Origin of the sequence: Synechococcus sp. N26 (assembly GCF_900473975.1) — a bacterium.
Taxonomy (GTDB): Bacteria; Cyanobacteriota; Cyanobacteriia; order PCC-6307; family Cyanobiaceae; genus Parasynechococcus.
This window is the reverse complement of sequence record NZ_UCNM01000002.1, coordinates 526,389-548,952: the sequence shown is the minus strand read 5'-3', so window position 1 is coordinate 548,952 and position 22,564 is coordinate 526,389. Positions and strand designations below refer to the sequence as shown.

23 protein-coding genes and 1 pseudogene are annotated in these 22,564 nt (G+C 63.1%); 13 read left to right on the top strand and 11 right to left on the bottom strand.

Annotation, left to right across the window (positions count from 1 at the left end; all coding sequences use genetic code 11):
- Window positions 1-16: 16 nt before the first annotated feature.
- Window positions 17-2,941 (top strand): isoleucine--tRNA ligase, encoded by a 2,925-nt coding sequence (gene ileS / locus DXY33_RS02745; protein ID WP_115131622.1) that lies wholly within the window; start codon window positions 17-19, stop codon window positions 2,939-2,941.
- Here ileS and DXY33_RS02740 read toward each other — a convergent pair.
- A complete protein-coding gene (locus DXY33_RS02740) occupies window positions 2,926-3,219 on the bottom strand; it encodes a hypothetical protein (RefSeq protein ID WP_115131621.1) in 294 nt (97 codons plus the stop codon). The genes ileS and DXY33_RS02740 overlap by 16 nt on opposite strands.
- The gene (locus tag DXY33_RS02735) at window positions 3,219-3,830 is read right to left on the bottom strand and encodes a DUF3177 family protein (RefSeq protein ID WP_115131620.1); all 612 of its coding nucleotides are present in this window, start codon (window positions 3,828-3,830) and stop codon (window positions 3,219-3,221) included. Before DXY33_RS02735 ends, DXY33_RS02740 begins: the two co-directional genes overlap by 1 nt.
- A 69-nt stretch (window positions 3,831-3,899) precedes the next feature.
- Here DXY33_RS02735 and DXY33_RS02730 point away from each other — a divergent pair, with 69 nt between their 5' ends.
- From DXY33_RS02730 to DXY33_RS02715, 4 genes are read left to right on the top strand one after another with little or no spacing between them, the layout of a single operon-like run.
- Window positions 3,900-5,195, top strand: coding sequence for an FIST N-terminal domain-containing protein (locus tag DXY33_RS02730; protein ID WP_115131619.1), 1,296 nt, complete (start codon window positions 3,900-3,902; stop codon window positions 5,193-5,195).
- A 24-nt stretch (window positions 5,196-5,219) separates the two neighbouring features.
- Entirely contained in the window at window positions 5,220-5,924 is a 705-nt protein-coding gene (gene trmB / locus DXY33_RS02725; RefSeq protein ID WP_115131618.1) for a tRNA (guanosine(46)-N7)-methyltransferase TrmB, read from the top strand.
- 9 nt (window positions 5,925-5,933) lie between these two features.
- A complete protein-coding gene (locus DXY33_RS02720; protein ID WP_115131617.1) occupies window positions 5,934-7,250 on the top strand; it encodes an IctB family putative bicarbonate transporter in 1,317 nt (438 codons plus the stop codon).
- Window positions 7,247-8,200 carry a BadF/BadG/BcrA/BcrD ATPase family protein gene (locus tag DXY33_RS02715; RefSeq protein WP_115131616.1) on the top strand — a complete coding sequence of 318 codons (954 nt, stop codon included), beginning with the start codon at window positions 7,247-7,249 and terminating at the stop codon, window positions 8,198-8,200. Before DXY33_RS02720 ends, DXY33_RS02715 begins: the two co-directional genes overlap by 4 nt.
- Here the strand turns inward: DXY33_RS02715 and glmM are convergent.
- Window positions 8,187-9,581, bottom strand: a complete 1,395-nt coding sequence (glmM, locus tag DXY33_RS02710) for a phosphoglucosamine mutase (protein WP_115131615.1) — start codon at window positions 9,579-9,581, stop codon at window positions 8,187-8,189. The two genes, DXY33_RS02715 and glmM, sit on opposite strands and share 14 nt — an antisense overlap.
- A gap of 81 nt (window positions 9,582-9,662) precedes the next feature.
- On the opposite strand from glmM, the pseudogene DXY33_RS12800 reads away from it, so the two are divergent.
- Window positions 9,663-11,609: pseudogene (locus tag DXY33_RS12800) on the top strand (transglycosylase SLT domain-containing protein); the annotation flags it as partial.
- 87 nt (window positions 11,610-11,696) lie between these two features.
- Here the strand turns inward: DXY33_RS12800 and DXY33_RS12640 are convergent.
- Window positions 11,697-12,200 carry a hypothetical protein gene (locus tag DXY33_RS12640; RefSeq protein WP_244275827.1) on the bottom strand — a complete coding sequence of 168 codons (504 nt, stop codon included), beginning with the start codon at window positions 12,198-12,200 and terminating at the stop codon, window positions 11,697-11,699.
- 63 nt (window positions 12,201-12,263) lie between these two features.
- Here DXY33_RS12640 and DXY33_RS02695 point away from each other — a divergent pair, with 63 nt between their 5' ends.
- Together DXY33_RS02695 and thyX are read left to right on the top strand one after the other, a co-directional pair.
- Window positions 12,264-12,839: a thioredoxin domain-containing protein gene (locus DXY33_RS02695; protein ID WP_114988140.1), complete on the top strand. Its 576-nt coding sequence runs from the start codon at window positions 12,264-12,266 to the stop codon at window positions 12,837-12,839.
- Between the two features lie 44 nt (window positions 12,840-12,883).
- Window positions 12,884-13,606, top strand: a complete 723-nt coding sequence (thyX, locus tag DXY33_RS02690) for an FAD-dependent thymidylate synthase (RefSeq protein WP_115131614.1) — start codon at window positions 12,884-12,886, stop codon at window positions 13,604-13,606.
- A 10-nt stretch (window positions 13,607-13,616) separates the two neighbouring features.
- On the opposite strand, the gene dcd is transcribed toward thyX, so the two are convergent.
- A complete protein-coding gene (gene dcd, locus DXY33_RS02685) occupies window positions 13,617-14,210 on the bottom strand; it encodes a dCTP deaminase (protein WP_006849961.1) in 594 nt (197 codons plus the stop codon).
- Window positions 14,210-14,809, bottom strand: coding sequence for a cob(I)yrinic acid a,c-diamide adenosyltransferase (locus DXY33_RS02680; protein WP_115131675.1), 600 nt, complete (start codon window positions 14,807-14,809; stop codon window positions 14,210-14,212). The genes dcd and DXY33_RS02680 overlap by 1 nt, the downstream gene beginning before the upstream one ends.
- Before the next feature lie 145 nt (window positions 14,810-14,954).
- On the opposite strand from DXY33_RS02680, the gene rph reads away from it, so the two are divergent.
- From rph to DXY33_RS02660, 4 genes are read left to right on the top strand one after another with little or no spacing between them, the layout of a single operon-like run.
- Window positions 14,955-15,698: a ribonuclease PH gene (gene rph, locus DXY33_RS02675; protein WP_115131613.1), complete on the top strand. Its 744-nt coding sequence runs from the start codon at window positions 14,955-14,957 to the stop codon at window positions 15,696-15,698.
- A gap of 58 nt (window positions 15,699-15,756) precedes the next feature.
- Window positions 15,757-16,473: a global nitrogen regulator NtcA gene (gene ntcA, locus DXY33_RS02670; protein ID WP_115131612.1), complete on the top strand. Its 717-nt coding sequence runs from the start codon at window positions 15,757-15,759 to the stop codon at window positions 16,471-16,473.
- A gap of 27 nt (window positions 16,474-16,500) precedes the next feature.
- Window positions 16,501-17,652: a DUF3084 domain-containing protein gene (locus DXY33_RS02665; RefSeq protein WP_115131611.1), complete on the top strand. Its 1,152-nt coding sequence runs from the start codon at window positions 16,501-16,503 to the stop codon at window positions 17,650-17,652.
- Window positions 17,649-18,095, top strand: coding sequence for a resolvase (locus DXY33_RS02660; protein WP_115131610.1), 447 nt, complete (start codon window positions 17,649-17,651; stop codon window positions 18,093-18,095). The genes DXY33_RS02665 and DXY33_RS02660 overlap by 4 nt, the downstream gene beginning before the upstream one ends.
- Here the strand turns inward: DXY33_RS02660 and DXY33_RS02655 are convergent.
- The 4 genes from DXY33_RS02655 to psbH are packed head-to-tail and all read right to left on the bottom strand — an operon-like array spanning window position 18,073 to window position 19,402.
- Entirely contained in the window at window positions 18,073-18,330 is a 258-nt protein-coding gene (locus tag DXY33_RS02655; RefSeq protein ID WP_011363294.1) for a DUF3146 family protein, read from the bottom strand. The genes DXY33_RS02660 and DXY33_RS02655 overlap by 23 nt on opposite strands.
- Entirely contained in the window at window positions 18,330-18,947 is a 618-nt protein-coding gene (pth, locus tag DXY33_RS02650) for an aminoacyl-tRNA hydrolase (protein ID WP_114988134.1), read from the bottom strand. The genes DXY33_RS02655 and pth overlap by 1 nt, the downstream gene beginning before the upstream one ends.
- Before the next feature lie 14 nt (window positions 18,948-18,961).
- The gene (locus tag DXY33_RS02645; RefSeq protein WP_115131609.1) at window positions 18,962-19,192 is read right to left on the bottom strand and encodes a TatA/E family twin arginine-targeting protein translocase; all 231 of its coding nucleotides are present in this window, start codon (window positions 19,190-19,192) and stop codon (window positions 18,962-18,964) included.
- Window positions 19,193-19,201: 9 nt separating this feature from the next.
- Window positions 19,202-19,402 carry a photosystem II reaction center phosphoprotein PsbH gene (gene psbH / locus DXY33_RS02640; RefSeq protein WP_006849996.1) on the bottom strand — a complete coding sequence of 67 codons (201 nt, stop codon included), beginning with the start codon at window positions 19,400-19,402 and terminating at the stop codon, window positions 19,202-19,204.
- Window positions 19,403-19,486: 84 nt separating this feature from the next.
- On the opposite strand from psbH, the gene psbN reads away from it, so the two are divergent.
- On the top strand, window positions 19,487-19,627 hold the full coding sequence (gene psbN / locus DXY33_RS02635) for a photosystem II reaction center protein PsbN (protein ID WP_011363291.1): 141 nt from the start codon (window positions 19,487-19,489) through the stop codon (window positions 19,625-19,627).
- On the opposite strand, the gene DXY33_RS02630 is transcribed toward psbN, so the two are convergent.
- Complete coding sequence (locus DXY33_RS02630) at window positions 19,615-22,554, bottom strand: glycoside hydrolase family 38 C-terminal domain-containing protein (protein ID WP_115131608.1); 2,940 nt, start codon at window positions 22,552-22,554, stop codon at window positions 19,615-19,617. The genes psbN and DXY33_RS02630 overlap by 13 nt on opposite strands.
- Window positions 22,555-22,564 lie beyond the last annotated feature (10 nt).

The following is a 22,564-nucleotide window of genomic DNA, read 5'->3' as shown; positions in this document are numbered from 1 at the left end:
CCAGAGCAGGGACCCCGTGAGCAAGGAGACGCGCGACGCCGCCGCTGAGGAACGCCCCTCCTACAAACACACCCTCAATCTGCTGCAGACGGGATTCGGCATGCGCGCCAATGCCGTCCAACGCGAACCTGAACTGCAGGGCTTCTGGAAAGACCACGGCATCGACGGCGAGCTGGGCCTGAACAACAGCGGCCCAACCTTCACCCTCCATGACGGCCCGCCCTACGCCAACGGTGCGCTGCACATGGGGCATGCCCTCAACAAGGTGTTGAAGGATGTCATCAACAAATATCAGGTGTTGAACGGGCGGCGAGTGCGCTACGTACCGGGCTGGGACTGCCACGGTCTGCCGATCGAGCTCAAGGTGCTGCAGTCGATGGATCAGGAGCAGCGCAAGGCGCTGACACCGATCAAGCTGCGCAAAAAGGCTGCCGCCTACGCCCGCAAACAGGTGGATGGCCAGATGAAAGGCTTCCAGCGCTGGGGCATCTGGGCGGACTGGGAGCAGCCGTATCTGACTCTGCAAAAGGAGTACGAATCGGCTCAGATTCGGGTGTTTGGCGAGATGGTGCTCAAGGGGCACATCTACCGGGGTCTGAAACCGGTGCACTGGAGCCCAAGTTCACGCACCGCTTTGGCCGAAGCGGAACTGGAGTACCCCGACGGCCACACCAGTCCCAGCGTCTACGCCGCCTTCCCAGCCGTGGAGCTTCCAGCGGCGCTGCGGGATGCACTCAAGGCCGAGGGCCTGGACCTGCCCACGGAGACGGACGCCCTTGGGAAGGCCCTGCAGGTGGCGATCTGGACCACCACCCCCTGGACGCTACCGGCCAATCTGGCGGTGTCGGTGAATGAAAGGCTCGATTACGCCCTGGCCGACGACGGCGAAGGCCGACTGCTGCTGGTGGCTGCCGATCTGATCGAGACGCTGAGCGGCACCCTTGCGCGCCCACTGAGCCGGCGCGCCACCGTCAAAGGCGCTCTGCTCGCCGGGCTGACCTACCGCCACCCGCTGCTGGATCGCACCAGTCCGGTGGTGATCGGGGGCGATTACATCACCACCGAATCAGGCACAGGCCTCGTGCACACCGCACCTGGTCACGGCGTCGACGACTTCCACACCGGCCAGAAGAACGGCCTGCCGGTGCTCTGCCCTGTGGACGAAGCCGGCAACCTCACGGACGAGGCCGGGCCGTTCGCGGGCCTGAATGTGCTCAAGGATGCCAACCCCAAGATCATTGAGGCGCTGGAGTGCGCCGGGGCCCTGCTCAAGCAGGAGGCCTATGGCCACCGCTACCCCTACGACTGGCGCACCAAGAAACCCACCATCTTCCGAGCCACGGAACAGTGGTTTGCCTCCGTGGAAGGGTTCCGTCAACAGGCCCTGGATGCGATCGCCGCCGTGGAGTGGACCCCTGCTTCCGGTCGCAACCGGATCGAATCGATGGTCAAGGAGCGGGGCGACTGGTGCATCTCCCGTCAGCGCACCTGGGGGGTGCCGATTCCCGTCTTTTATCACCGCAGCAACGGCGAGGTGCTGCTGAACGCCGACACCCTGGAGCACATCCAGGCGTTGATCGCCGAGCACGGTGCCGACGTCTGGTGGGAGAAAGACGAAGCGGATCTGCTGCCGCCCGCCTACGCCGACCAGGCCGATCAGTGGCGCAAGGGCACCGACACCATGGACGTGTGGTTCGACTCCGGCTCAAGCTGGGCTGCCGTCGCCAGCCAGCGGGACAACCTGAGCTATCCCGCCGACCTGTACTTGGAAGGGTCCGACCAGCACCGCGGCTGGTTCCAGAGTTCACTGCTCACCTCTGTTGCCGTGAATGGCCACGCTCCCTACAAGCGGGTGCTCACCCATGGCTTCGCCTTGGATGAGAAGGGCCGCAAGATGAGCAAATCCCTCGGCAACGTGGTCGACCCGATGGTGATCATCGAGGGGGGCAAGAACCAGAAACAGGAACCGCCCTACGGCGCCGATGTGCTGCGGCTCTGGGTGAGCTCGGTGGATTACTCCGCCGATGTGCCGATCGGAGCGGGGATTCTGCGCCAGCTGGCCGATGTGTATCGCAAGGTGCGCAACACCAGCCGCTATCTGCTGGGCAACCTGCACGACTTCAATCCGGCAACCGACGCGATCCCGATTGCGGAACTGCCGTTGCTGGACCGCTGGATGCTGCAGCGCACGGCCGAGGTGATGGACGACATCACAGAAGCCTTCGAAAGCTTCGAGTTCTTCCGCTTCTTCCAGCTGCTGCAGAACTTCTGTGTCACCGATCTGTCGAACTTCTACCTCGACATCGCCAAGGACAGGCTCTACGTGAGTGCCCCCGCCGACCAGCGCCGGCGCAGCTGCCAGACCGTGATGGCCCTGATCATCGAACGCCTGGCCGGACTGATCGCCCCTGTGTTGTGCCACATGGCCGAAGACATCTGGCAGAACCTGCCTTACCCCGTGGAGGAGACATCGGTCTTCCACCGCGGCTGGCCGAAGGTCCCAACCGAGTGGCGTGATGCTGCTCTCAGCGCTCCGGTACAAGAGCTGCGGGAGCTCCGCGCCGCCGTCAACAAAGTGCTTGAAGATTGCCGCGGCCGTCAGGAACTTGGCGCATCGCTTGAGGCAGCCGTACGGATTGACGCCCGCCGTCCGGAACTCCAGGCCGCTCTCTCCTGGCTGAGTGAGACGGGGGATCCCGAGGTGGACGGTCTGCGGGACTGGCTGCTGGTCTCACAACTGCAGATTGGCGGCGAGCCCTGGGCCGAAGTGCTGGCCAGCCAGGACGACGAGCTCGCATCGATCGAGGTGAGCCGAGCGCGGGGAACCAAATGCGAGCGCTGCTGGCACTACGAGGGGGATGTGGGTCAGCACCCGGAAAATCCCCACATCTGTGGGCGCTGTGTTGGGGTTCTGGAACGCCGGACTCACCAGTTGGCCTGAACCAGGAGATCGTTCGGCGGCATCGGTCCAGCCAGGACAACCTCCTGACCTGGCGACAAGGGCCCCTGAAGCAGCTCAGCCTGATCGAGGCTGGTTCCCTCAGGGAGAACAGAGGCGTCGGGGTCAAAGGCGGTTGGATGGGTGGTGCTGCTGCTGAACCCACGGAAGATCAGCAACTCAAACGGCTCATCCACGACCTGACCCCTTAGGCGGACAACCCGCTGGGGCTGAACACGCGTTCGCTCCTCCAGGGCCTGAACCAGCGCCTGGTTAGTCATCAGAAATCCCCCGCCACGCGGCCGTAACGGGGCAAACGCACCAACAGCCACTGCAGCAGACCAGCCAGGTAAGCCACCAGGGCGACGTACCCCACAAAGGCAGCAACGGCCTCGGTCCACAAACCACCGAACAGAAAATTGAACACCGTGGCCGCAAGACCATGGATGCCCTGAGGAGCTTCCAGCCAGGTGAGGCATGCCGAGGACTCCAGCTGTTGCATACAGCCCAAACCCGTCACGCTCATGCCCAGGCTGATGAGAGCAAACCCACTGAATGCCCAACGCCACACCTTCACGGCAAGGGGCAGCGGACGCCAGAGCGGCTGGTCGTCCAGCTCCTCATTGATGTCGACCCAGAACCACAGGCTGATCACCATCAACACCGGTGCGACAACCGCCATGGCGTAGCCCAAGGGCCGCTGATCCGTCAGCAGCAACAGGCTGATCGCCATCAGGCTGGCCACTTTCCAATAGATGCCGAGCAGTCGCAGCACCAACGGCTCGCGACGCCAGGACGACCAGATCAACAGGATCAGAGGCACACCAACGGCGAAGGTGGCGGCCAGGCGATAGGTCAGCCACACCAGAGCGCGGTACGTGAGCTCGTTCACTGGGGACTGTCACAGTGCCGCCATTATCAACGTCCCGAGCTGTGCTCCAGGGTTGATAGGGTCCGCTTCATGGCACCGTTCGCACCGTTCAGCTGGTTTCGCTCCGGGGGCGCTGAAGCCAGTTGCCGGACAGGGTTGTCTGGCAAAGCGTCCCTGGATGAAGCCGTAAGGGATGTGGTCGAGCAACTGGGCCGATCCAAGGGCGAAGCCGATCTCGCCCTCGTCTTCACCTCCACGAGTTACGCCACCGACCTGCCGCGGCTGCTGCCGATGCTTCGCGCCCAGATCAGCGCGAAGCATTGGATCGGATGCACCGGTGGCGGCGTGGTGGGCACCCGCGGCGACGGAAGCGCCGCGGAACTGGAGCAGACACCTGCTTTGAGCATGACGCTGCTCTCCCTGCCGGGGGCATCGATCGCCACTCAACACCTGAGCACCGAAGAGCTGCCTGATCTGGATGGAGCCGCCCAGCAATGGCAAGACTGGGTTGGCATCACCCCCGAGGCAGCCCGCAGCCAGATCCTGCTGATCGACCCCACCAGCAGTGGAATCAATGACCTGATCAGCGGGCTGGACTACGCCTATCCGAGTGCCGAAAAGATTGGCGGCATCGCCGCACCCCACAACAGCCCGCACGGATCGTTGCTGCTGGATGACCAGGTCGTCACCGGCGCATTGGTGTGTTCCATCGGGGGAAGCTGGAGGCTCGAAACCGTGGTGGCCCAGGGATGCCGCCCCATCGGCCCGGTCTTCTCAATCGAGCAGGTGCAGCGCAACGTGTTGCTGGAACTCAGTGATGGCAGCACCAAGGCCAGCCCCATCAATTGCCTGCAACGGGTTCTGGCGGACCTCAGCGAACGGGAGCGCGAACTGGTGCGTCACTCGTTGTTCCTCGGTGTGGAACGCAGCAGCCTGCGGCTGAACGCCAACGGAGCAGCCTCGGAAGCGAGTGCCTTCCTGATCCGCAACCTGATCGGAGTCGATCCCAACAATGGCGCCGTGGCCGTTGCAGAGCGGGTGCGCGCCGGCCAAAACGTGCAATTTCACCTGCGCGAAGCAACGGCCTCCCAGGACGAAGCCGTTGCCCTGCTAAAGGCAGCGACAACTGATTCTGACGACACGGTCCACTTCGGACTGCTCATGGCCTGCCTGGGACGGGGCCAGGGGCTGTTTGGTCGAGCCGATGGCGACATCAGCCTGGCGCGTCAACTAATGCCAGACCTGCCTGTGGCGGGAGCGTTCTGCAACGGTGAGATCGGACCCGTCGGCGGGACAACACATCTGCATGGCTACACCGCCTGCTGGGGCTTGCTGCGCCAGGACCCCGACAGCTCCTCCGGCAGTGGCTCTGACAATCTCGATTGAACCGGATCGCACCGCTTCAGAACCTTGCGTCAGCACGTCAATCCCCTCAGCAGCTTCTTCCAGTTGCCGCTGGAATTACCACCACCCGAGCAGCTGTTTCGCGTTCCTGATCAGCCGATCCACCTTGATATCGGCTGCGCCCGTGGCCGCTGCCTGCTGGGCTTGGCCGAGCGTGATCCCCACTGGAACCATCTCGGCGTTGAAATCCGCCGACCGCTGGTGACGTCTGCCGATCAAGACGCGCTCGCCTCGGAGCACGGCAATGTTCGGATCCTGTTCTGCAACGCCAACATCAGCCTGGAAGGCTGGATGAAGGCCCTGAAGCAGGACCGACTGCAGCGGGTCTCGATCCAATTCCCCGATCCCTGGTTCAAACGCAGGCACCACAAGCGCCGTGTCCTGCAACCCGCGCTGCTTCTGGCCATCGCAACGGCACTCCAACCAGGCCGTGAGCTGTTTCTGCAAAGCGATGTTCTGGACGTGATTGAGCCGATGGTGGCTCTCAGCGAACTCAGCGACTGTTTCGACCGCCCCGCCGAGGACCAACGTCCCTGGCGCGCCAGCAACCCGCTTTCGGTTCCCACGGAACGGGAGCGCTACGTGCTTGAGCAAAACCTCCCCGTCTACCGGGTGCTGTATCGCCGGAACCAGAATCCACTTCCTTCCGTGTCAGATCTGGAACAGCGCTGGCAGGAGATCGATAATCCGGCGGAAGCACTCACCACCTGAAGCCCCACGATGGCCTCTGCGGATGCAACCCAGACGGCACGCGGTGGGGCCCTGTTGGTGCGCTGGCAGGGGGTGAGTACTCCGGATCAGGCGGTGCTGAAACGCCTTGAAGGGCTGGCGGGACTCCTGCTGCTGGCCTTGTTCACCGGTCTTCCTTTCTTCACACGGACAGGCCTGGCCCTGGTGATTGCAGCCTGCGGCGTTCTGTGGCTGCTCTGGTGCCTCTGCAGTCCGCCACCTCAGCGCATCGGAACCATCTCGCGCTGGCTGATGCTTTTTCTGGCCATCGCGATTGTGGCCACGGGGTGTTCTCCAGTTCCAATCGCCGCCAGCAAAGGCCTGATCAAACTGCTCAGCTACCTGGGCGTTTATGCCTTGCTCTGCAAGCTGCTGCTGAGCAACAGCCGATGGTGGAACCGGCTGATCGCCGGACTGCTGAGTGGCGGGCTGCTCAGCAGTGTTCTGGCTTTGCGACAGCTGTATGCCTCCAGCGAGGAACTGGCGGGCTGGGCCGATCCGAATTCCATCAGTGCCGGCACCGTTCGGATCTATGGCCCCCTGGGAAACCCCAACCTCCTGGCGGGTTACCTGCTGCCGCTGATTCCCTTCGCAGCGATCGCACTGGTGCGCTGGCGTGGGGTGGGAGCCCAGCTGTTTGCAGGAACCACATTGGTGTTGACATCAACAGCCACGCTGTTCACCTACAGCCGCGGCGGCTGGCTGGGAATGGTTGCTGCCGGTGCCGTGCTGCTGTTGTTGCTGCTGCTGCGCTGGACACGCCACTGGCCTCCGCTTTGGAGACGTCTTGTGCCTCTGGCCGTGCTGCTGGTTGGAGCCGCTTGCCTTGTGGTGGCGGCCACCCAGATCGATCCGATCCGCACGCGCGTCACCAGCCTGCTGGCGGGACGGGGGGATAGTTCCAACAACTTCCGCATCAACGTCTGGATGGCGGCCATCCAGATGGTGCAAGACCGTCCCTGGCTGGGCATCGGCCCTGGCAATACGGCCTTCAACAGCATCTATCCCCTGTATCAGCAACCGAAGTTCAACGCCCTCAGTGCCTACTCCGTTCCCTTGGAAATCCTGGTGGAAACCGGCATTCCCGGGCTGCTGGCCTGCCTGGGATTGCTGGCCAGCAGCCTGAGGCAGGGCCTCAAGCAGCTCAATGCCGATGCTCCAAGCGCTTTGGCATCCATCGCCAGCCTCGCTGCCATCGCTGGCCTGCTGATGCAGGGCAGCACCGACACAATTTTCTTCCGCCCCGAAGTGCAGCTGATCGGCTGGTTTGCTCTGGCCAGCCTGGTGAGTCGACCCAGGGAATCATGAGACTGCTCGCTGGCTTCGATGCCGGACAGACGCACACCCGCTGCCGCCTCAGCGTGGTTCAAAACGGCATGCACCAGCCCGTTGGAGAAGGCGAGGGCCCTGGAGTCAGCCACCTGAATGCCCCCCAGGGTGAAAGTCGTTTCCTCGAGGCGATTAGCACCAGTGCGCAGCAGGCCCTGAAAAATCACCCCGATGGCGTGATCCAGGCGGCCGTTGTGGGAGCCAGCGGCATCGAACACGGAACAGCGTTGCAACAGCGTGCTGAACGTTTGGTGGGGCAAGCCCTGGCCATCGGTGATGACACAGGCTTGACCAAGGTGCTGGTCACTGGAGACGAACGCACCGCCTTGCGAGGTGCGATCCCTGAAGGCGCAGGAATCCTGGCGATCAGCGGCACCGGAATGATCGTGCTGGGCCGAGACGAGAAGGGCCATGAACACCGCTGTGGCGGCTGGGGATGGCTGCTCGATGGAGCCGGCTCGGCCTTTGATCTCGGCCACCAGGGATTGCAGCTGACTCTGCGCATGGCCGATGGACGCCTGCCCGACCATCCACTGCGCCTGCAGATCTGGAATCAGATGGGCTGCGACAGCCACGCCGCAGTGAAAGCCCGGGTGGTGCAGCAGGACTTCGGCACGGCTGACTTTGCAGCCTTGGCTCCACTGGTGGTGGAAGCCGCAGCCAAGGACTGCCCGGGCGCGGAGGAGATCGTTCAGGGATCGGCAGCAGCCCTCTCCCGCTGCATCAGCACCGTGGCCCAGCAGCTTTCCCTTCGATCCCCCCTGGTGGTCTGCCATGGGGGAGCCGTCACCCATCTCCAGGGGTTCCGCACAGCCGTGCAACAGGCCATCCATCAGTCGATTCCCGAAGCCCGATGGGGCAAGGCCAAGGGCGATGCCTGTGATGGCGCCCTCCTGATGGCCGAGGCCTTAAACCTCAGGCCGCGTTGAGATGCTCCTCGGCAACGGCGGCCAGATGCCCCGTCCAATGCTCCACAGCGTCCGACTGCTCGGCTTCCACCATCACCCGCAAGACAGGCTCCGTACCACTGGCCCGTACCAAAATGCGACCGGTCTCGCCCATCAACTGCTCCGCTGAAGCAATGGCGTCGGTGAGAGCAGTACACGCGCTCCAGTTCTTACGGCGCAAACGGTCGATCACCCGCACATTGACCAATTTCTGCGGATAGGCCTGGAAACTGCGGTCCAACCAATCGCTCAGGCTGATGCCCTGGGCATGGCACAGGGTGGCCAACTGAACGGCGGTCAGAACACCATCACCACACAGCCCATGGGAAGCGGAAAGGATGTGGCCGGATTGTTCTCCACCGAGGCCCGCGCCACTGGCCACCATCGCGGCATGGACGTGCTGATCTCCCACCGGCGTGCGATCAAGGGTGCCGCCCCGCTGCTGCCAGGCACGCTCGAAGCCAAGGTTCGACATCACAGTGGCCACCAACCGCTGATCGGGGAGCGCCTGTTGCTCCTGCAGCACGGATCCCCAGAGAAACAGCACGTGGTCGCCGTCGATGATCCGGCCGCGGCCGTCCACCGCCAGCATCCGATCGGCATCACCATCAAAGGCAAAACCCATCGCCGCGCCGCGCTCGATCACAGCCCGTTGCAGCGGTTCCAGATGGGTTGACCCGCAAGCCACGTTGATGCGGGAGCCATCGGGTTCCCCATGGAGCACGGTGAGATCAGCCCCCAGGGCACGGAAGGCATCGGCACCGCACGCCGTCGCGGATCCCCAGCAGAGGTCCAAAACGATGGGAACGCCATCCAGTCGCCGTTCAGCCACCGATTGCTGCAACACCTCTCTGTAGCCATCCAGGAGATCGGCGCTGGATCGCGCCACACCGCAGCGGAATGTTGCTTGCTCAGCCATGGGCGTCTGCCCCTGCAGACCGGCTTCCACCTGGGCTTGACGGGAGGCGCTGAGTTTGGCGCCATCGGCCCCAAACACTTTGATGCCGTTGTCTGCAGGGGGGTTATGGCTGGCGGAGACCATCAGGCCGCCGGCGGCCCCCAGCTGGCGGATCAACAACGGAACCGCCGGCGTCGGACAGAGCCCAAGGGTCCACACATCGCGACCAGCTGCCGTCAAGCCGGCCGTCAGGGCAGCAACCACCATGCTGCCGCTGGTCCGGGAGTCCATCCCGATCAGAACAGGACCTTCCGCCTGCAGAACCCGACCGACCCAATAGCCCACTTGAAGACACAGGGCGGGGGTGAGAACCGTGCCGGCGAGCCCACGGATTCCATCGGTTCCAAACCCTGGCGCAGCGTCACCGAGAGCGGGGCCGATCGGGGAGCACGCCTCTTGAACCATGGGTCTCAATCGTGGACAGCACCATAGGAAGCACCTCTGAGGCTGATTTCCAAGGACGTGACAGGTGCGGCTCTGCCCTCCATGGCCCACAGGCGATCAAAGGCTCGCCAACTCTCTTTGAAGCATCAGAATGAAACGAGTTCAAGGTTGGGTGTGCAGGCAGGGCCGCGAATCGGAACGCTGCTGCTGCTTTCGGTTGCTGGTTTCAGTGGGTTAGCTGCATGGGGCGGGCAGCTGCTTCTGAACAAGCAGCATCAGCGCCTCACGCCTGAGGTCTCGCAGGCAAGGCTCTGGCAGCACTACCGCTGGGCCATCGATCCGCAGACCCGTCGAGAGGCCGCCCTGTTGATGGTGGCGAGGGATGGGTCACCGCAACTGCTCCATGGCCAAGGCTGGGGGCGCGATCCGATGGCGGCCGTGGTGCTCGAACGGGCAGCCCTCACCGCTGCCGCCCAGGGCAAGCCATCGGACGCTGCTGAGACCTGGCAGCGCCTGTTGGATCGCTTTCCCAAAGCACCCGGCTCCGCTTGGGCTCGATTGGCGCTTGGCAACAACAATCCCGTTCTTCATCAGCAGCTGCTCCAACAGCAACCCGCACACCCCGCAGCACTGACCCTGGCGGCTCGGGATGGCTCCGAAGCGCTGGCAAGCCATCAAGGCGCCTTGCACCTGGCCCGTTGGAATGCGCGCCGAGCCGGCGCCCTTGGGCTGATGCGTGACGCCTGCGAGGCCACGGGGGCGCAGGCACCTCAACCCGACCAACGCCAAACCTTGGCGCAAGCACTGGCAAAGCAAGGCCATGCCGACACCGCAGTGACCTGTCTTCAGGAGCTTGAGGCCTCCCCTGAGACCCAGCTGGCCATCGGTCGTTCCCTGCTGCTGCATGGCAACCCTGATGCAGGTACAGCCCGGCTGCTGACCCTGGCGCAGAACCACCCAAACCACCCCGCCAGCCTTGAAGCAGCACAGATCTTGAGTGAACCGCTCGATGCCCAGCCTGGGGTTCTGGATGCGCTTCCGGCTGCCCTTGAGGAGCGCTCAGCCGCTGTTGCAGCAGCTCGCGTGCGACTCGCAGGCGGCGATGGGGCGGATGCCGCCCTGAGCCGCTGGCCCAACGACCCCGACATCTGGCAACTGCAATGGGACCTCGCCCGCGAGGCATTTCTGGCTGGAGATTGGGATCGTGCCCGTGCCCTGCTGGAACGCCCCGATAAAAATGGCCCCCTGCCTCCACCGTTGGAGACGCGGCGGCTGTTCTGGTTGGGGCTTAGCCACAAGCAACTCGGCGAAACGACAAAGGCAGAACGCAGCTGGCGCCGCCTGATCGGGGCCTTCCCCGGGGGCTACTACCGCTGGCGCGCCATGGAGCACCTGGGTGTGGCCGAACCCCTTGCGTTGCGATCCCCAGACCCGCAGCAGGAGCCGCCAGCCTGGCAACCGCTCAACAGCCATCACCGCCTGGTGAACGAGCTTTGGCGCCTGGGCCAGGTGCACGCCGCCTGGGAGGCCTGGCAGGCCCAGGCAGACCCTGCAGTCCCGCCGCCACCTGAAGAACGTCTCGCCGAAGGCAGGCTGCGCCTCGCCATCGGGGACACCTGGATGGGACTGGACCAGCTCTGGTGGCTCAGCCTCCGCTGGCGTAATCCGAGCTGCCATCAATGGACTCTCCTGCATCGCAGCCAATTCCCTCGCCTCTTCGAAGCTGAGATACAGACAGCGGCAGAGCAAGCAGGCGTTCAGGCCAATCTGCTGCGAGCGATCGCCAAACAGGAATCACGCTTTGCTCCCGGTATCGTCTCCCCTGCTGGGGCCGTAGGCGTGATGCAATTGATGCCCTCCACAGCCACAGAGATGGCTGACGCACCAACCAGCACGCTGATGCTGAAGGATCCCGCCGACAACTTCGAACTGGGCGCGCGCTACCTCAACCACTTGCTGGAGCAATGGGAAAGCGACCCATTTCGCAGCATTGCCAGCTACAACGCCGGGCCTGGTGCTGTGGCCTCTTGGGCACAACCCACGGATCAAGACGACGATGCGCTCTGGGTGGAACGCATTCCCTACCCGGAAACACGCTTCTACACCAAGAAAGTGCTGGACAATCTGCTCGGCTACCTAGGCGGCAATCAATCGTTCTGCAAAGAGACTGGCGCTGGGATGGGGCAGAAGCGTGCCGGCGACGATGCCAGCGATCACGACCAAACTCATCAGAAGGAGGCAGATCCCGGCGGCGGGCAGAACACCGATGCGGATGAGATCGAGCCTGGCCAAGAGCACGGCTGAGGCCAGGATCAACACGTCGGTGAGCACATTGAGCTTCAGCAGATAGATGCCACCGGTGATCACCACCAGCAGCGTGACCACCAACGTCATCACCCGGCTCGACGCCATCAGCAACGACACCTGGCGCAACAGCAGATCGGGCATGGTGCAGAAGACGACAACCACCTGCGTCTGCAGCAGCACGAGACACCAGAACCAGGCCGCACTCACGCCATAGAGAGACGTGAAGGAGGGCTGAACAATCTGCCAATGGTTGCCGAGCACAACCGCAACGAGAAATAGCACCGTCAGCAACGGCGCCCGAACCGGAAGGCTCAGCAGTCGCAGAATTGGCATGGCGTCAAGGTAGCGGCGGCCTTTCGAAGGAGCTGCCAGAGTGATCGCTGCGGTTGACGTGCGATGACAGGCACCCCGGAGTCTTCACCCCTGGGCACAGCGCAGCGATGGGTGCTGGTGCTGATTGCGGTAGCTCTGGCCATGGGCCTGGTTGTCCTACGCGGAGGCATTCAGAGCGAAAGTCCGATGGAGCAGCTGGCGAGACGATCCCTCGACCCACAAACAGCGTTAACCAACGGACGCCCAACGCTGATCGAGTTCTACGCCGATTGGTGCCAGGTCTGCAGAGAGATGGCACCTTCGATGCTGGCTTTGGAGAAGCAATCGCGCGATCGACTCGATGTTGTTCTGGTCAACGTCGACAACCCCCGTTGGCAAGATCTAGTTGATCGCTACGACGTCAACGGCATTCCCCAGTTGAACCTCTTCAACGCCGAGGGGGAAGCCAAGGGGCGATCCCTCGGCTTGCGCAGCGCTGAGGAACTCCAGCTGCTCACCACAGCACTGCTTGAAAATCAGCCGTTGCCGGCCTTGCCTGGCGTCGGCAACATCAGCCAGCTGCTGACGCCCCCCTCTGCGAACAACGCGATGGCAGGGGCCTCAAGCCCAGCCAACGCGGGGCCCCGCAGCCATGGTTGACACGCCTCGCCATGATCACCACAACTCGTCACTCTGACGCTCCCATGGACCGCTTTCGGGTCGATCTGATCGCAGCTACGCCGAACCCGCAGCAATGCGTGTACGCCGCCATGCATCAGGACTACAGCGAAGGATTCGTGGCCGGAGATCGTGCCAACTGGCCTGATGAGCAGCGGGCTGGAGAGATCTGTGTGAAACGCCTGCTGTCTGGAGAGCGCGGCCACTACGGCCCGATGGAGCATGCACAGATCGTGCTGAACGTGGGCTGGTTCCCGCACTCGGTGATGCAGCAGGCCCGCACCCACCGGGTTGGGGTGAGCTTCGATGTTCAGTCGATGCGTTACACAGGTGAACGCATCTGCCGTGCAGCGGATGGAGCCCTGGACCTGGAAGAGGTGTTCTATCTGAGGCCCATCGGCGAGTACAGCGATCGGCAGGGCAAGAAATACGCCTACACCGAAGCACTCCGCCAACAGGATCTTGATCTCTGCCGTAGCGCCGCCGAGCGCTACAGGGATCTGCTCAGGGAGGGCTTCGCCGAGGAGCACGCCCGCGGCATCCTTCCCTTCGACTACCGCCAGCATTTTGTGGTGAGCTTCAGCCTGCGGGCGTTCCTGCACTTCATGGACCTGCGTGCCAAGCTCGATGCCCAGCTGGAGATCCGCCAGCTCTGTGATCTGATGTGGCCCCACATGGTGGAGTGGGCCCCTGAATTTGCAGCCTGGTACGAGAAGAGCAGGCTGCACCGAGCGCGTTTGGCCCCCTAATCAGAGAGAACTAGACCTTGGCCAGCGTCACCCGTTCCGGTTGGTGCTGGTACTTGCCTTGTCGATCGCTGTAGGTGGTCGAGCAGGGATCACCCTCAAAAAACAGCAGCTGACAGATGCCCTCATCGGCATAGATGCGGCAGTCAGCACCAGAACTGTTGCTGAATTCAAGGGTGAGGTGACCCTCCCAGCTCGCTTCTGCCGGGGTGGTGTTCACGATGATTCCAAGGCGGGCATAGGTGCTCTTGCCCAAACAGATCACGGTGATGTTGGGGGGAACCCTCAACTTCTCTAAGGCCACACCGAGGCCATAGGAATGGGCCGGGAGAATGAAATATCGCCCGTCTTCATCCTCATGAAGGGGAGTGGGTTCGAGGTTGGCCGGGTTGAACCGCTTGGGGTTCATTACCGTGCCTGGAACATGCCGGAAGATCAGAAATTCCTGGGGAGAAAGGCGTAGGTCGTAGCCGTAGGAGGAGCAACCAAAACTCAGCACTGGCCGCAGCTTCTGCTCCGGCTCCAGGTGACGGACCAAACCGCTCTGGAATGGCTCGATCATTCCCTGCCCGGCCTGTTCAGTGATCCAGCGATCGCACTTGAGCATCAGAAACCTCGGCGCAACTCCGTGACTTGATCTGCCATCTCCACCACACCGGCGGGGATTGCAGGTCCAGTGATGATCACATCCATCGAAGCGGGCCGCTGCTCAAGGGCTGCAATCACGTCCGCTTCATCCAGGTATCCGAAGGCCACGGCAAGGCCGAGTTCATCCAACACCAGCTGGTCGAGATCTCCCTGGATCAGATGCTGACGGCAGATGGACCAAACCTCAGCCACCGCCTCCGCACCACCGGGATGCCCCGGCGAGGAAAGGCAGAGGGGCACATCCGGCCGCAGCCAGACGAGGCCTCCGCAGAGCTGCACCCGGCCGGCCGGTCCCTGCTGCACGCCCCCTTTGAGGAACTGACTGATCAGAACACGACTGCCCAAGCCGGCAGCTCGCATGGCCTGGCTGAGAACACTGGCGAAACTGCCTCGATAAGGCGCCGTATGCACTTGAAGCTGCCCTTCGGGAGCCACCAGATGTAGGGGTGGCGGATCAGAGACGGCAGGCAAGGGCCTCAGGCCTGCCCGTTGCAAGGCCTGCTGATCCCGATCCAGGGAATTTTGGAAGGATTGGGGGTCGGCGAGGCTTGTGGTCATCACGGAAGCATCTGTCCGGGCGACCCCGGCAAGACCTTGAATGTAGCGGCGAGATCACATTCCACAAGGGGATTGACACCACCCATGGTGTTTGGACAGGGCGAGAACCAACCGCCTGCGAGGCTTGACAAACTGCACACCACCGATGAGCCAATCCCCTGAACAACGCACTGATGACCGTCGCCCGCAGCAGTTGCGACCGTTCTCGGTGACCTGGAATCCCATGGGGTTTGCCTTGAGCTCCCTTGTGGTTCACACCGGCCGAACCGCTGTTCTCTGCAGCGTTTGCTTGGAGGACAAGGTTCCCCGCTGGCGCAAGGGAGAAGGATTGGGATGGCTCAGCGCCGAATACCGGTTGCTGCCCGGATCCACCCCACAGCGGCAATCACGGGAGCTGATGAAACTCTCGGGTCGCACCCAGGAAATTCAGCGGCTGATCGGCCGAAGCCTGCGCGCCGTGATCGACATGGAGCGTCTAGGGGAGCGCACCTTGCTGATCGACTGCGACGTGATCCAAGCGGACGCCGGCACCCGGACGGCCTCGATCACCGGGGCTTGGCTCGCCCTGGACCAAGCCTGCCGATCCCTGGTGGACCAGGGAGTGCTGGAGCAATCGCCCCTGATCGATCAGGTGGCGGCTGTATCCGTTGGCTTGGTTGATGGCCAGGCCTTGCTGGATCTGGACTACAGCGAAGACAGCCGAGCCGAGGTGGACCTGAACGTTGTGCAGTCCGGCGATGGCCGTCTGCTGGAAATCCAGGGAACTGCGGAGGGTGCGCCCTTCAGTCGCAGCCAACTCAATGAGCTGCTGGATTTAGCAGAGCCGGGATTGACATCCCTGATGCAGGCGCAACGCCAGGCCTTCAACGAGCACAGCAGCGTTACGTAATAACCGCTACACGGCGGCCACCGCCGGCTCCGTAACTTCGCCACACCAGGGGGTTGTCATGACCAGTAGCCGAGGTTTCAGCCGATACGCCCCGAAGATGGTGGCTCCAGCTCCCAGCACAGAGCCCGCCAACCGTTCTCTGCTGGAGATCATCCGGGATCTCGATGGCGCCAGCAGTGAACTGGTGGATCGCAACAAGACCATCTTTTTCCCTGGAGATCCCGCAGAACGGGTGTATCTGATCCGCCGGGGGGCCGTTCGTCTGTCCCGCGTCTACGAATCGGGAGAAGAGATCACCGTGGCCCTGCTCCGCGAGAACAGCCTCTTCGGGGTGCTGTCACTGCTGACAGGCCAACGGTCCGACCGCTTCTATCACGCTGTGGCCTTCACCCGGGTCGAAATGGTGACGGCACCAGCGACCTCCGTGAAGGCCGCAATCGAAGCAGACACCAGCGTTGGCCTGCGCTTGCTTCAGGGTCTCTCCAGCCGGATTCTGCAGACCGAGACGATGATTGAAACCCTCACCCATCGGGACATGTCATCCCGACTGGTGAGCTTCCTGCTGGTGCTTTGCAGGGACTTCGGCGTGGCAGATGAGCTGGGCATCACCATCGACCTGCGCCTGTCCCATCAGGCCATCGCTGAAGCAATTGGCTCAACACGCGTCACAATCACGCGTCTGCTGGGAGACTTGCGTCAATCCGGTCTGGTTCAGATTGACCGCAAGAAAATCACCGTTCTGGATCCGATCGCGCTGGCCAAACGCTTCAGCTAGGCCTGCCATCGCCCGACTTGTGCAGCGATGAGCGGCTGGGCACTGATTCTGGTTCTGTTGGTGCTCGGGGGCGTGCTGTCGACCCTGGGCGACCGCTTGGGCAGCCGCGTCGGCAAAGCGCGACTGAGTTTGTTCAGCATGCGCCCACGGCGCACCGCCGTTTTGATCACGGTGTTGACCGGCAGCCTGATCAGCGCACTCTCACTTGGCCTGATGCTTCTGGTGAGCCGGCAGTTGCGGGTGGGCCTGTTTGAACTGGATGCCCTGCAGGAGAAACTCCAAGACAGCCGTCAGCAGCTGAAGGCAGCCGAGCGGGAACGGGACAAGACCCAAACGGAAACCAAACGGATCGCCATTGAGCTCGAGCAATCACAGCAACGGGCCAACACCCTGCGCCTCGAACTGGCTCCTCTTCAGAAGGAGCTGGCCCAACTCGAAGCCGAACGTGAACGTCTAAGCCAGGACATCGCCTCCCGCGATGCGGACATCCAGCGCACGGAAGCCGAACTCAACAGCGTTCGCAGCCGCATCCGTGCCGGTGAGCAGGAACTCAAAGAACTGGAACGCAATCTGGTCGCCTTGCGGCGTGGATCGGTGGTGATCAGCAGCGGACAGACCTTGGCAAGAGCAACGGTTCGACTCGATGCTCCGGACCAGGCCAAACAGGCTGTCGACAGGCTGTTGCAGGAGGCCAATCTCAACGCCTACGGGAAAGTGCGACCTGGCGAAGCACCAGAACGCCAGTTAATCCGCGTTCCGCGCAGCGATGTGGAACGCCTGCAAAGCATCATCCGCAAACCGGAGACCTGGGTGATCTCGCTGCGCTCAGCCACCAATGTGCTGCGGGGTGAAACAGCGGTGTATGCCTTCCCAGAAGTGCGTCCGAACCGACCGGTGACCCAACGCGGAGATGTGCTGGCCACCACCACACTCCAACCGAATGAACGCACTCCAGAGGGCATTCGCACACGGCTGAACCTTCTCTTGGCCTCGGCCTATGCCGAGGTGCAGCGGCGGGGGTCCCTGACCGAGGGCCTTCAATTCGATGGATCAGCCCTCTCCCAACTGGCCCAGACCCTGATGGAAGGACCGAGCCAAAGCGTGGTCTTGGACGTGATTTCCGCAGGGGTCAGCGACAGTGCCGATCCCGTCGTCGTCTCCATTCAGGCCTCCCCATGAAACGGGTGGCCGTCCTCGATCCAGGCCGCTGCAAATGTGGTCTTGTGCTGGCCGATCTTCAGCTCGGCCTGGTGCGCGAAGGGCATGTGCTGGCCCCGGAGGCCGTCGAACCCTGGTTGGAGCACTGGAGTCAAGACCAAGCTCTCGATCGCATCCTGATCGGCGATGGCACGGGAAGCCGAGCCTGGATCCAGCGACTGGAACGGCTGGGCCATCTCACCGTGGTTCCGGAGCAGGGAACAACCCTGAGGGCGAGACAGCGTTACTGGGCGCTATGGCCGGCTCGAGGTTGGCGACGGATGCTGCCGGCAGGACTGCGCATTCCACCGGTGGATCTGGATGCTGTTGCAGCTTTGGTGATGCTTGAGGAGCACCTGCAATGCCGCCTGAGATGGCCTGAGCCTGCTCCGACGTTCTCGCTCAGAACCTGGCCCGGACCATGAAGGTGTAATCACCCCCCGGTTCCAGCCTGTAATCAGAACGCACCAGAAACCGCCGCAGGGCATCCTCGATAAGGGCACGTCCAAGGGAAGGCTCCACCACCAGTTCACCGCGATCAAAGGCCCAGGAAAACTGCCACTCAAAGCCTCCAGCAGAGACTTCACCCTCCACGCACTTGGCTTGAAAGCACTGGCGGAGCACTCGCAAATGGGCCGTTGTCGCCGGAAGTGCCGGCATCAGTCGACCGACTCCAGGTCATAGCGGAAGCCGTTGATCCAGGTTCCAGCGCGCTCAAAGCTCTGGTGCTGAAGACGTTGAATCCCATCCAGAACAGCATCGAGAACAGCGCCGACACAGGGTTGCTCCGCTTTGCTGAACGGACCAAGAACATGGGACACCGTTCGGGCGCGGCGTTCGGCAGGGTTCTCAGCCGGCGCACCAATGCCGATCCGCAGCCTGGGAAACGCCTGGGTCCCGAGGTGCTGAATGGTGCTGCGCAAACCGTTGTGCCCGCCGGCACTGCCCTGGGCCCGCAACCGCAAACGACCCAGCGGAAGATCCATGTCGTCCACCAGCACCAGCAATTGGTGAGGCTCCAGGCCGAACCAATCGAGAGCCGCACGAATGGCACGACCGCTGTCATTCATGTAGGTCTGAGGCATCAGCAAGCGCAGCCGCTGCTCGCCAACCCCTGTATCGGCTGCAAGACCGTGCAACTTGGCTTGCTGACGAAAACTGAACCCAGAGCGCTCACCCAAAAGCTCGAGGGCCATGAAGCCGATGTTGTGACGGGTGCCGGCGTATTTCGCACCCGGATTTCCCAAACCCACCACCAGCTTGAGATCAGTGGTCATACCGCTGGAACGACTCAGTCGCTGGGGGGAAGTTCTTCAACCGGCTTCGCAGCCTCACCGGAAACTTCCGGTTCAGCCATGGCTTTGTTGATCTCGCGTTCGAATTCCTTGGACGCGGATTGGAAGCCCTTCAGGGTTTTACCAAGAGTCCGACCAAGCTCAGGCAGGCGTTTCGGCCCGAAAACCAGCAAGGCAACGGCGCCGATAACCGCCATTTCGGGGAGACCGACGCCAAAGATGTTCATGGGTGCAGATCAGCCGAGGCCGTTCCAGTTCACGTTGATGCCCTCGAGGATGAGGGACTTGTTGTACAGCTGAAGAATCACCAGCAGAAACACCAGGAACAGCACCATGAAGATGCCCATCACGGGAGTGGTGCCCCATCCGGGAACCACCTTGCCGTACTCGGAGTTCAGTGGGCGGAGAAGGTCTCCCAGACGGGTGCGTTGTGCCATGGCGACGCCGGGTCTCGGGTGGTTTGAAGTCTCGATACTGTAGGGGCCAACTCCGGTTCGGGGTTGATCCTGTCGAGAGATGTGATGGAAACGTCGTCCCCAGCTCTGTCCGTCGCCATTGGCGTGCTCGCCGTTTTGTTCGGACTCACCGGATTTGGCGTGTATCAGGCCTTTGGCCCTCCATCAAAAGCACTCGACGACCCGTTCGACGATCACGAGGACTGATCCACCACCAGGGAGACGAGTTCTCCTGGGGTGATCACCACGGCAGAAGCGGCCATTAAGTCGGCTTCCCTGCGGACCCTCCACCCCGCTCCGGGAGTCCAGCGACAGCGCGCTGATCCCGAATTGAGCAGCTTCAGCACGCAACCATCGGCATGGCGCTCCAACCCCACCGGCGTGAGAGGAAGCGGCAGCGATGGAAACCATTGACGCTGCTCCGCCGGCAAGTCCGCACACCACCCGGGCTCACGAAAGGCAATGGCCGCCTGAGACACACCGGCATCGCTCCATGAGCCGGCGAACGGCATGAGGGCCAAGCGCTGGCGATGCCACCCCTGATCAGCGCTGGGATCTGGCCAGGTCGGGCCCCGCAGCAGCGAAATGCCAAGTCGGTCTGAAGACCAATCCACACCCTGGGGGCCGTCCAGCAACACAGCCATCCCGCCTCCGGGAGCCGCCGACTGCGAGGCGAACCAGGAGATCACAGGCACTTCCCAACGGGCTTGCTCCCGAGCTGTCATCGGTGCAGCCGGCCGTTCGATCACCCCTCCACTGGTGTCGGCAGCGATGCGGACGGCGGGGGTCGCCAGCGGCAGCTCAAGACGCAGCAACTCATGGGTCTGGCGCCAGTCGATACCGCAGATCAGCTCCAGCCAGGGCGTATCGGCCTTCAGCCGCAGGTCCAGACGCATGCAACTGGCACCGAGCTGGCGCCGCAGCACCAGATGCGCCACCAGAGGGCCCTGATCGAGCCACTCCAGGGAATCCGTACAGAGCACACCCAGGGGCTGAGATCGGTAGTCCGCCGCAAGATCCCAGGCATCCCAGAATTCGTCCCGGTCCCGATAGCGCTCCAACTGCAGGGAAGACGACAACTGATCCCGTCCATCGCGATCCCGCAAAGCCAGCAGTCCGGCCGAGGAGACATCGAGCTCGATCAGACCATTACCCACACGCCAAGCTCCCGCCCCCAGCGGCGTGATGACCACAGCCTGACGGGGCTCAGCCGCGCAGGACGTCCAGCCTGGTTCACGCCGGAGCGGCACCGAACAAATCCCGTGCTGACGCGGTAGCTGCACCCAGGTACCACCAGCAGCGGCGTTTTGCTGCGGCAGTGAAACGGCGTCCGCTGACCACGATCCCGCAGGAAGGCGAACCAGAGGCGACCAGGACGCTAAGGGCTGCAGACCCCACCAACTCCACACCGCTGCTGTGTCCTCCGGACGCGGCAGCCTTGCCAGCCGCCGGTCGCGTTCCTGGCGGACCTGGCGCCGGGCCGAGCGCCAGACCGGTTCCGCCTGGTCAAACACCTCCGGGATCGAGGTACCCGGAAGGATGTCGTGAAACTGCTGGAACAACAGCGGACGCCAATCGCTGCTGCCGCTGTCGCGACCTGCGATCGCCAACAGGGCTGAGACTGCATCAGCCTCCCGCAAAAGCCGCTCGAGCGTCCGGTTGTGGCGCTTCTGATCGGGACGGCTGGTGGCGCAACCGCGGTGCAACTCCAGGAAGAGTTCATCTCGCCACACCGGCAAGGCCTGATCGCCCTGCTCCAGCTCGGTCAAGAACTCCCTCACCGTGCCGGCACGGGTGGGCAAGGCGGCCGCTTGCCCTTCCCAGAGCTCGATCTGCTCCAGCAACTCCTCGGTAGGACCACCACCGTGATCACCAACGCCTGGAATCCAGAGCGCCGCCTCCAGCCCCGTGGCCTGATGCCAGGCCCGCTGCTCGTCCAGCATCTCCAAAGGATCGGCGCGGCGCCCGATCGGCGGCAGCATCAGGCTGTGTAGTTCCGACCGTCCCCGTGCGCGCCAGCGGAACAAGCGGTGGGGGAAAGGGTTGTCAGCATTCCAGGCCAGCTTGTGGGTGCAGAACCAGCGCACACCGGTGGCTGACGCCACGGCAGGCAGGCCAGCAGCGAAGCCAAAGCTGTCCGGCAACCAGGCCAGTTCATGGGTCCATTCCGGGAAGCGGCGGCGGCTGTCGTCCTGACCGAGCGCGAACTGATTCCACAACGACGCCGTGCTGACCAACACACAGTCGGTCTCCACCCAGGGGCCATTGATCGGTTCCCAGCGGCCGGCCCGACTGGCCGCCTGGATCTCCGCAGAAAGAGCTGGCCGATGTTGCTCCACCCAGGCGTAAAGCGCCGGCGTGGAATGGGCAAAGCGCAGCTCGGGCCAGCGACGCATCAACGCCAGCGCTGATCGGAAGGTGCGTTCAGCGGCCTGCCAGGTGTCGGCGACCGGCCAAAGCCAGGCCAGATCGAGATGGGCATGACCCAGCCAATGCAACGACCCTCGCGGCGGTTCTGCCTGATGCAGGTGCGTTGCAACAGCAGCCTGCGCGTCAACACTGCTGGGATCCAGATCAGCCCAATGCGAGGGCAGGTCTCCATCCGCCGCCAGATGCAGCTCCAGGGCCGCAGGCAACAGCAAGCCCTCGGGGTCGGAGCCTGCAGACTGCGGCTCTAGCTCGAGATGACTGCTGATCAGGGCTCCATCGTCATGCAAGGGACTGCAGAGCTCCAGAACAAAATCCAGGGCAGCCCCCTGACGACAACGCCCAGGCAGAGGCCAGCGACAGGCGGTATCGAACAGATCACCCTCATGCACCAACACGCCATCCACCCAGAGACGCATCTGCTCAGCCCACCAGCTCAGCACCAGCCGGGCACGGCAGGAATCACGGTTACTCCAACCATCAGGCCAGCTCAATCGCTGCTCAAGACGCAACCATTGGCGTCCCCTGGGCCAGATCAGCAGACCGCGCTTGGCCCAGTCCGGCCGGTGCGTTGATCCCCAGCTTTCATCGAGAAAAAACCCAGCCTGGGCGGAGCCTGAGCGGCGCCACCCGGCACGCAGATCACAACGCGAGCGACTGCGAAACGTTTCAATCCACTCCGATCGACCGACTTGATCAGGGTCCATTCCCCTGCTG

Bases quoted from the DNA above. Each gene is read 5' to 3' on its own strand.
- DXY33_RS02740 (WP_115131621.1), bottom strand. From the start codon at position 3,219: ATGACTAACCAGGCGCTGGTTCAGGCCCTGGAGGAGCGAACGCGTGTT.
- DXY33_RS02730 (WP_115131619.1), top strand. From the start codon at position 3,900: ATGGCACCGTTCGCACCGTTCAGCTGGTTTCGCTCCGGGGGCGCTGAA.
- DXY33_RS02720 (WP_115131617.1), top strand. From the start codon at position 5,934: ATGGCCTCTGCGGATGCAACCCAGACGGCACGCGGTGGGGCCCTGTTG.
- DXY33_RS02715 (WP_115131616.1), top strand. From the start codon at position 7,247: ATGAGACTGCTCGCTGGCTTCGATGCCGGACAGACGCACACCCGCTGC.
- glmM (WP_115131615.1), bottom strand. From the start codon at position 9,581: ATGGTTCAAGAGGCGTGCTCCCCGATCGGCCCCGCTCTCGGTGACGCT.
- DXY33_RS12640 (WP_244275827.1), bottom strand. From the start codon at position 12,200: ATGCCAATTCTGCGACTGCTGAGCCTTCCGGTTCGGGCGCCGTTGCTG.
- DXY33_RS02695 (WP_114988140.1), top strand. From the start codon at position 12,264: ATGACAGGCACCCCGGAGTCTTCACCCCTGGGCACAGCGCAGCGATGG.
- thyX (WP_115131614.1), top strand. From the start codon at position 12,884: ATGGACCGCTTTCGGGTCGATCTGATCGCAGCTACGCCGAACCCGCAG.
- dcd (WP_006849961.1), bottom strand. From the start codon at position 14,210: ATGCTCAAGTGCGATCGCTGGATCACTGAACAGGCCGGGCAGGGAATG.
- DXY33_RS02680 (WP_115131675.1), bottom strand. From the start codon at position 14,809: ATGACCACAAGCCTCGCCGACCCCCAATCCTTCCAAAATTCCCTGGAT.
- rph (WP_115131613.1), top strand. From the start codon at position 14,955: ATGAGCCAATCCCCTGAACAACGCACTGATGACCGTCGCCCGCAGCAG.
- ntcA (WP_115131612.1), top strand. From the start codon at position 15,757: ATGACCAGTAGCCGAGGTTTCAGCCGATACGCCCCGAAGATGGTGGCT.
- DXY33_RS02665 (WP_115131611.1), top strand. From the start codon at position 16,501: ATGAGCGGCTGGGCACTGATTCTGGTTCTGTTGGTGCTCGGGGGCGTG.
- DXY33_RS02660 (WP_115131610.1), top strand. From the start codon at position 17,649: ATGAAACGGGTGGCCGTCCTCGATCCAGGCCGCTGCAAATGTGGTCTT.
- DXY33_RS02655 (WP_011363294.1), bottom strand. From the start codon at position 18,330: ATGCCGGCACTTCCGGCGACAACGGCCCATTTGCGAGTGCTCCGCCAG.
- pth (WP_114988134.1), bottom strand. From the start codon at position 18,947: ATGACCACTGATCTCAAGCTGGTGGTGGGTTTGGGAAATCCGGGTGCG.
- DXY33_RS02645 (WP_115131609.1), bottom strand. From the start codon at position 19,192: ATGAACATCTTTGGCGTCGGTCTCCCCGAAATGGCGGTTATCGGCGCC.
- psbH (WP_006849996.1), bottom strand. From the start codon at position 19,402: ATGGCACAACGCACCCGTCTGGGAGACCTTCTCCGCCCACTGAACTCC.
- psbN (WP_011363291.1), top strand. From the start codon at position 19,487: ATGGAAACGTCGTCCCCAGCTCTGTCCGTCGCCATTGGCGTGCTCGCC.
- DXY33_RS02630 (WP_115131608.1), bottom strand. From the start codon at position 22,554: ATGGACCCTGATCAAGTCGGTCGATCGGAGTGGATTGAAACGTTTCGC.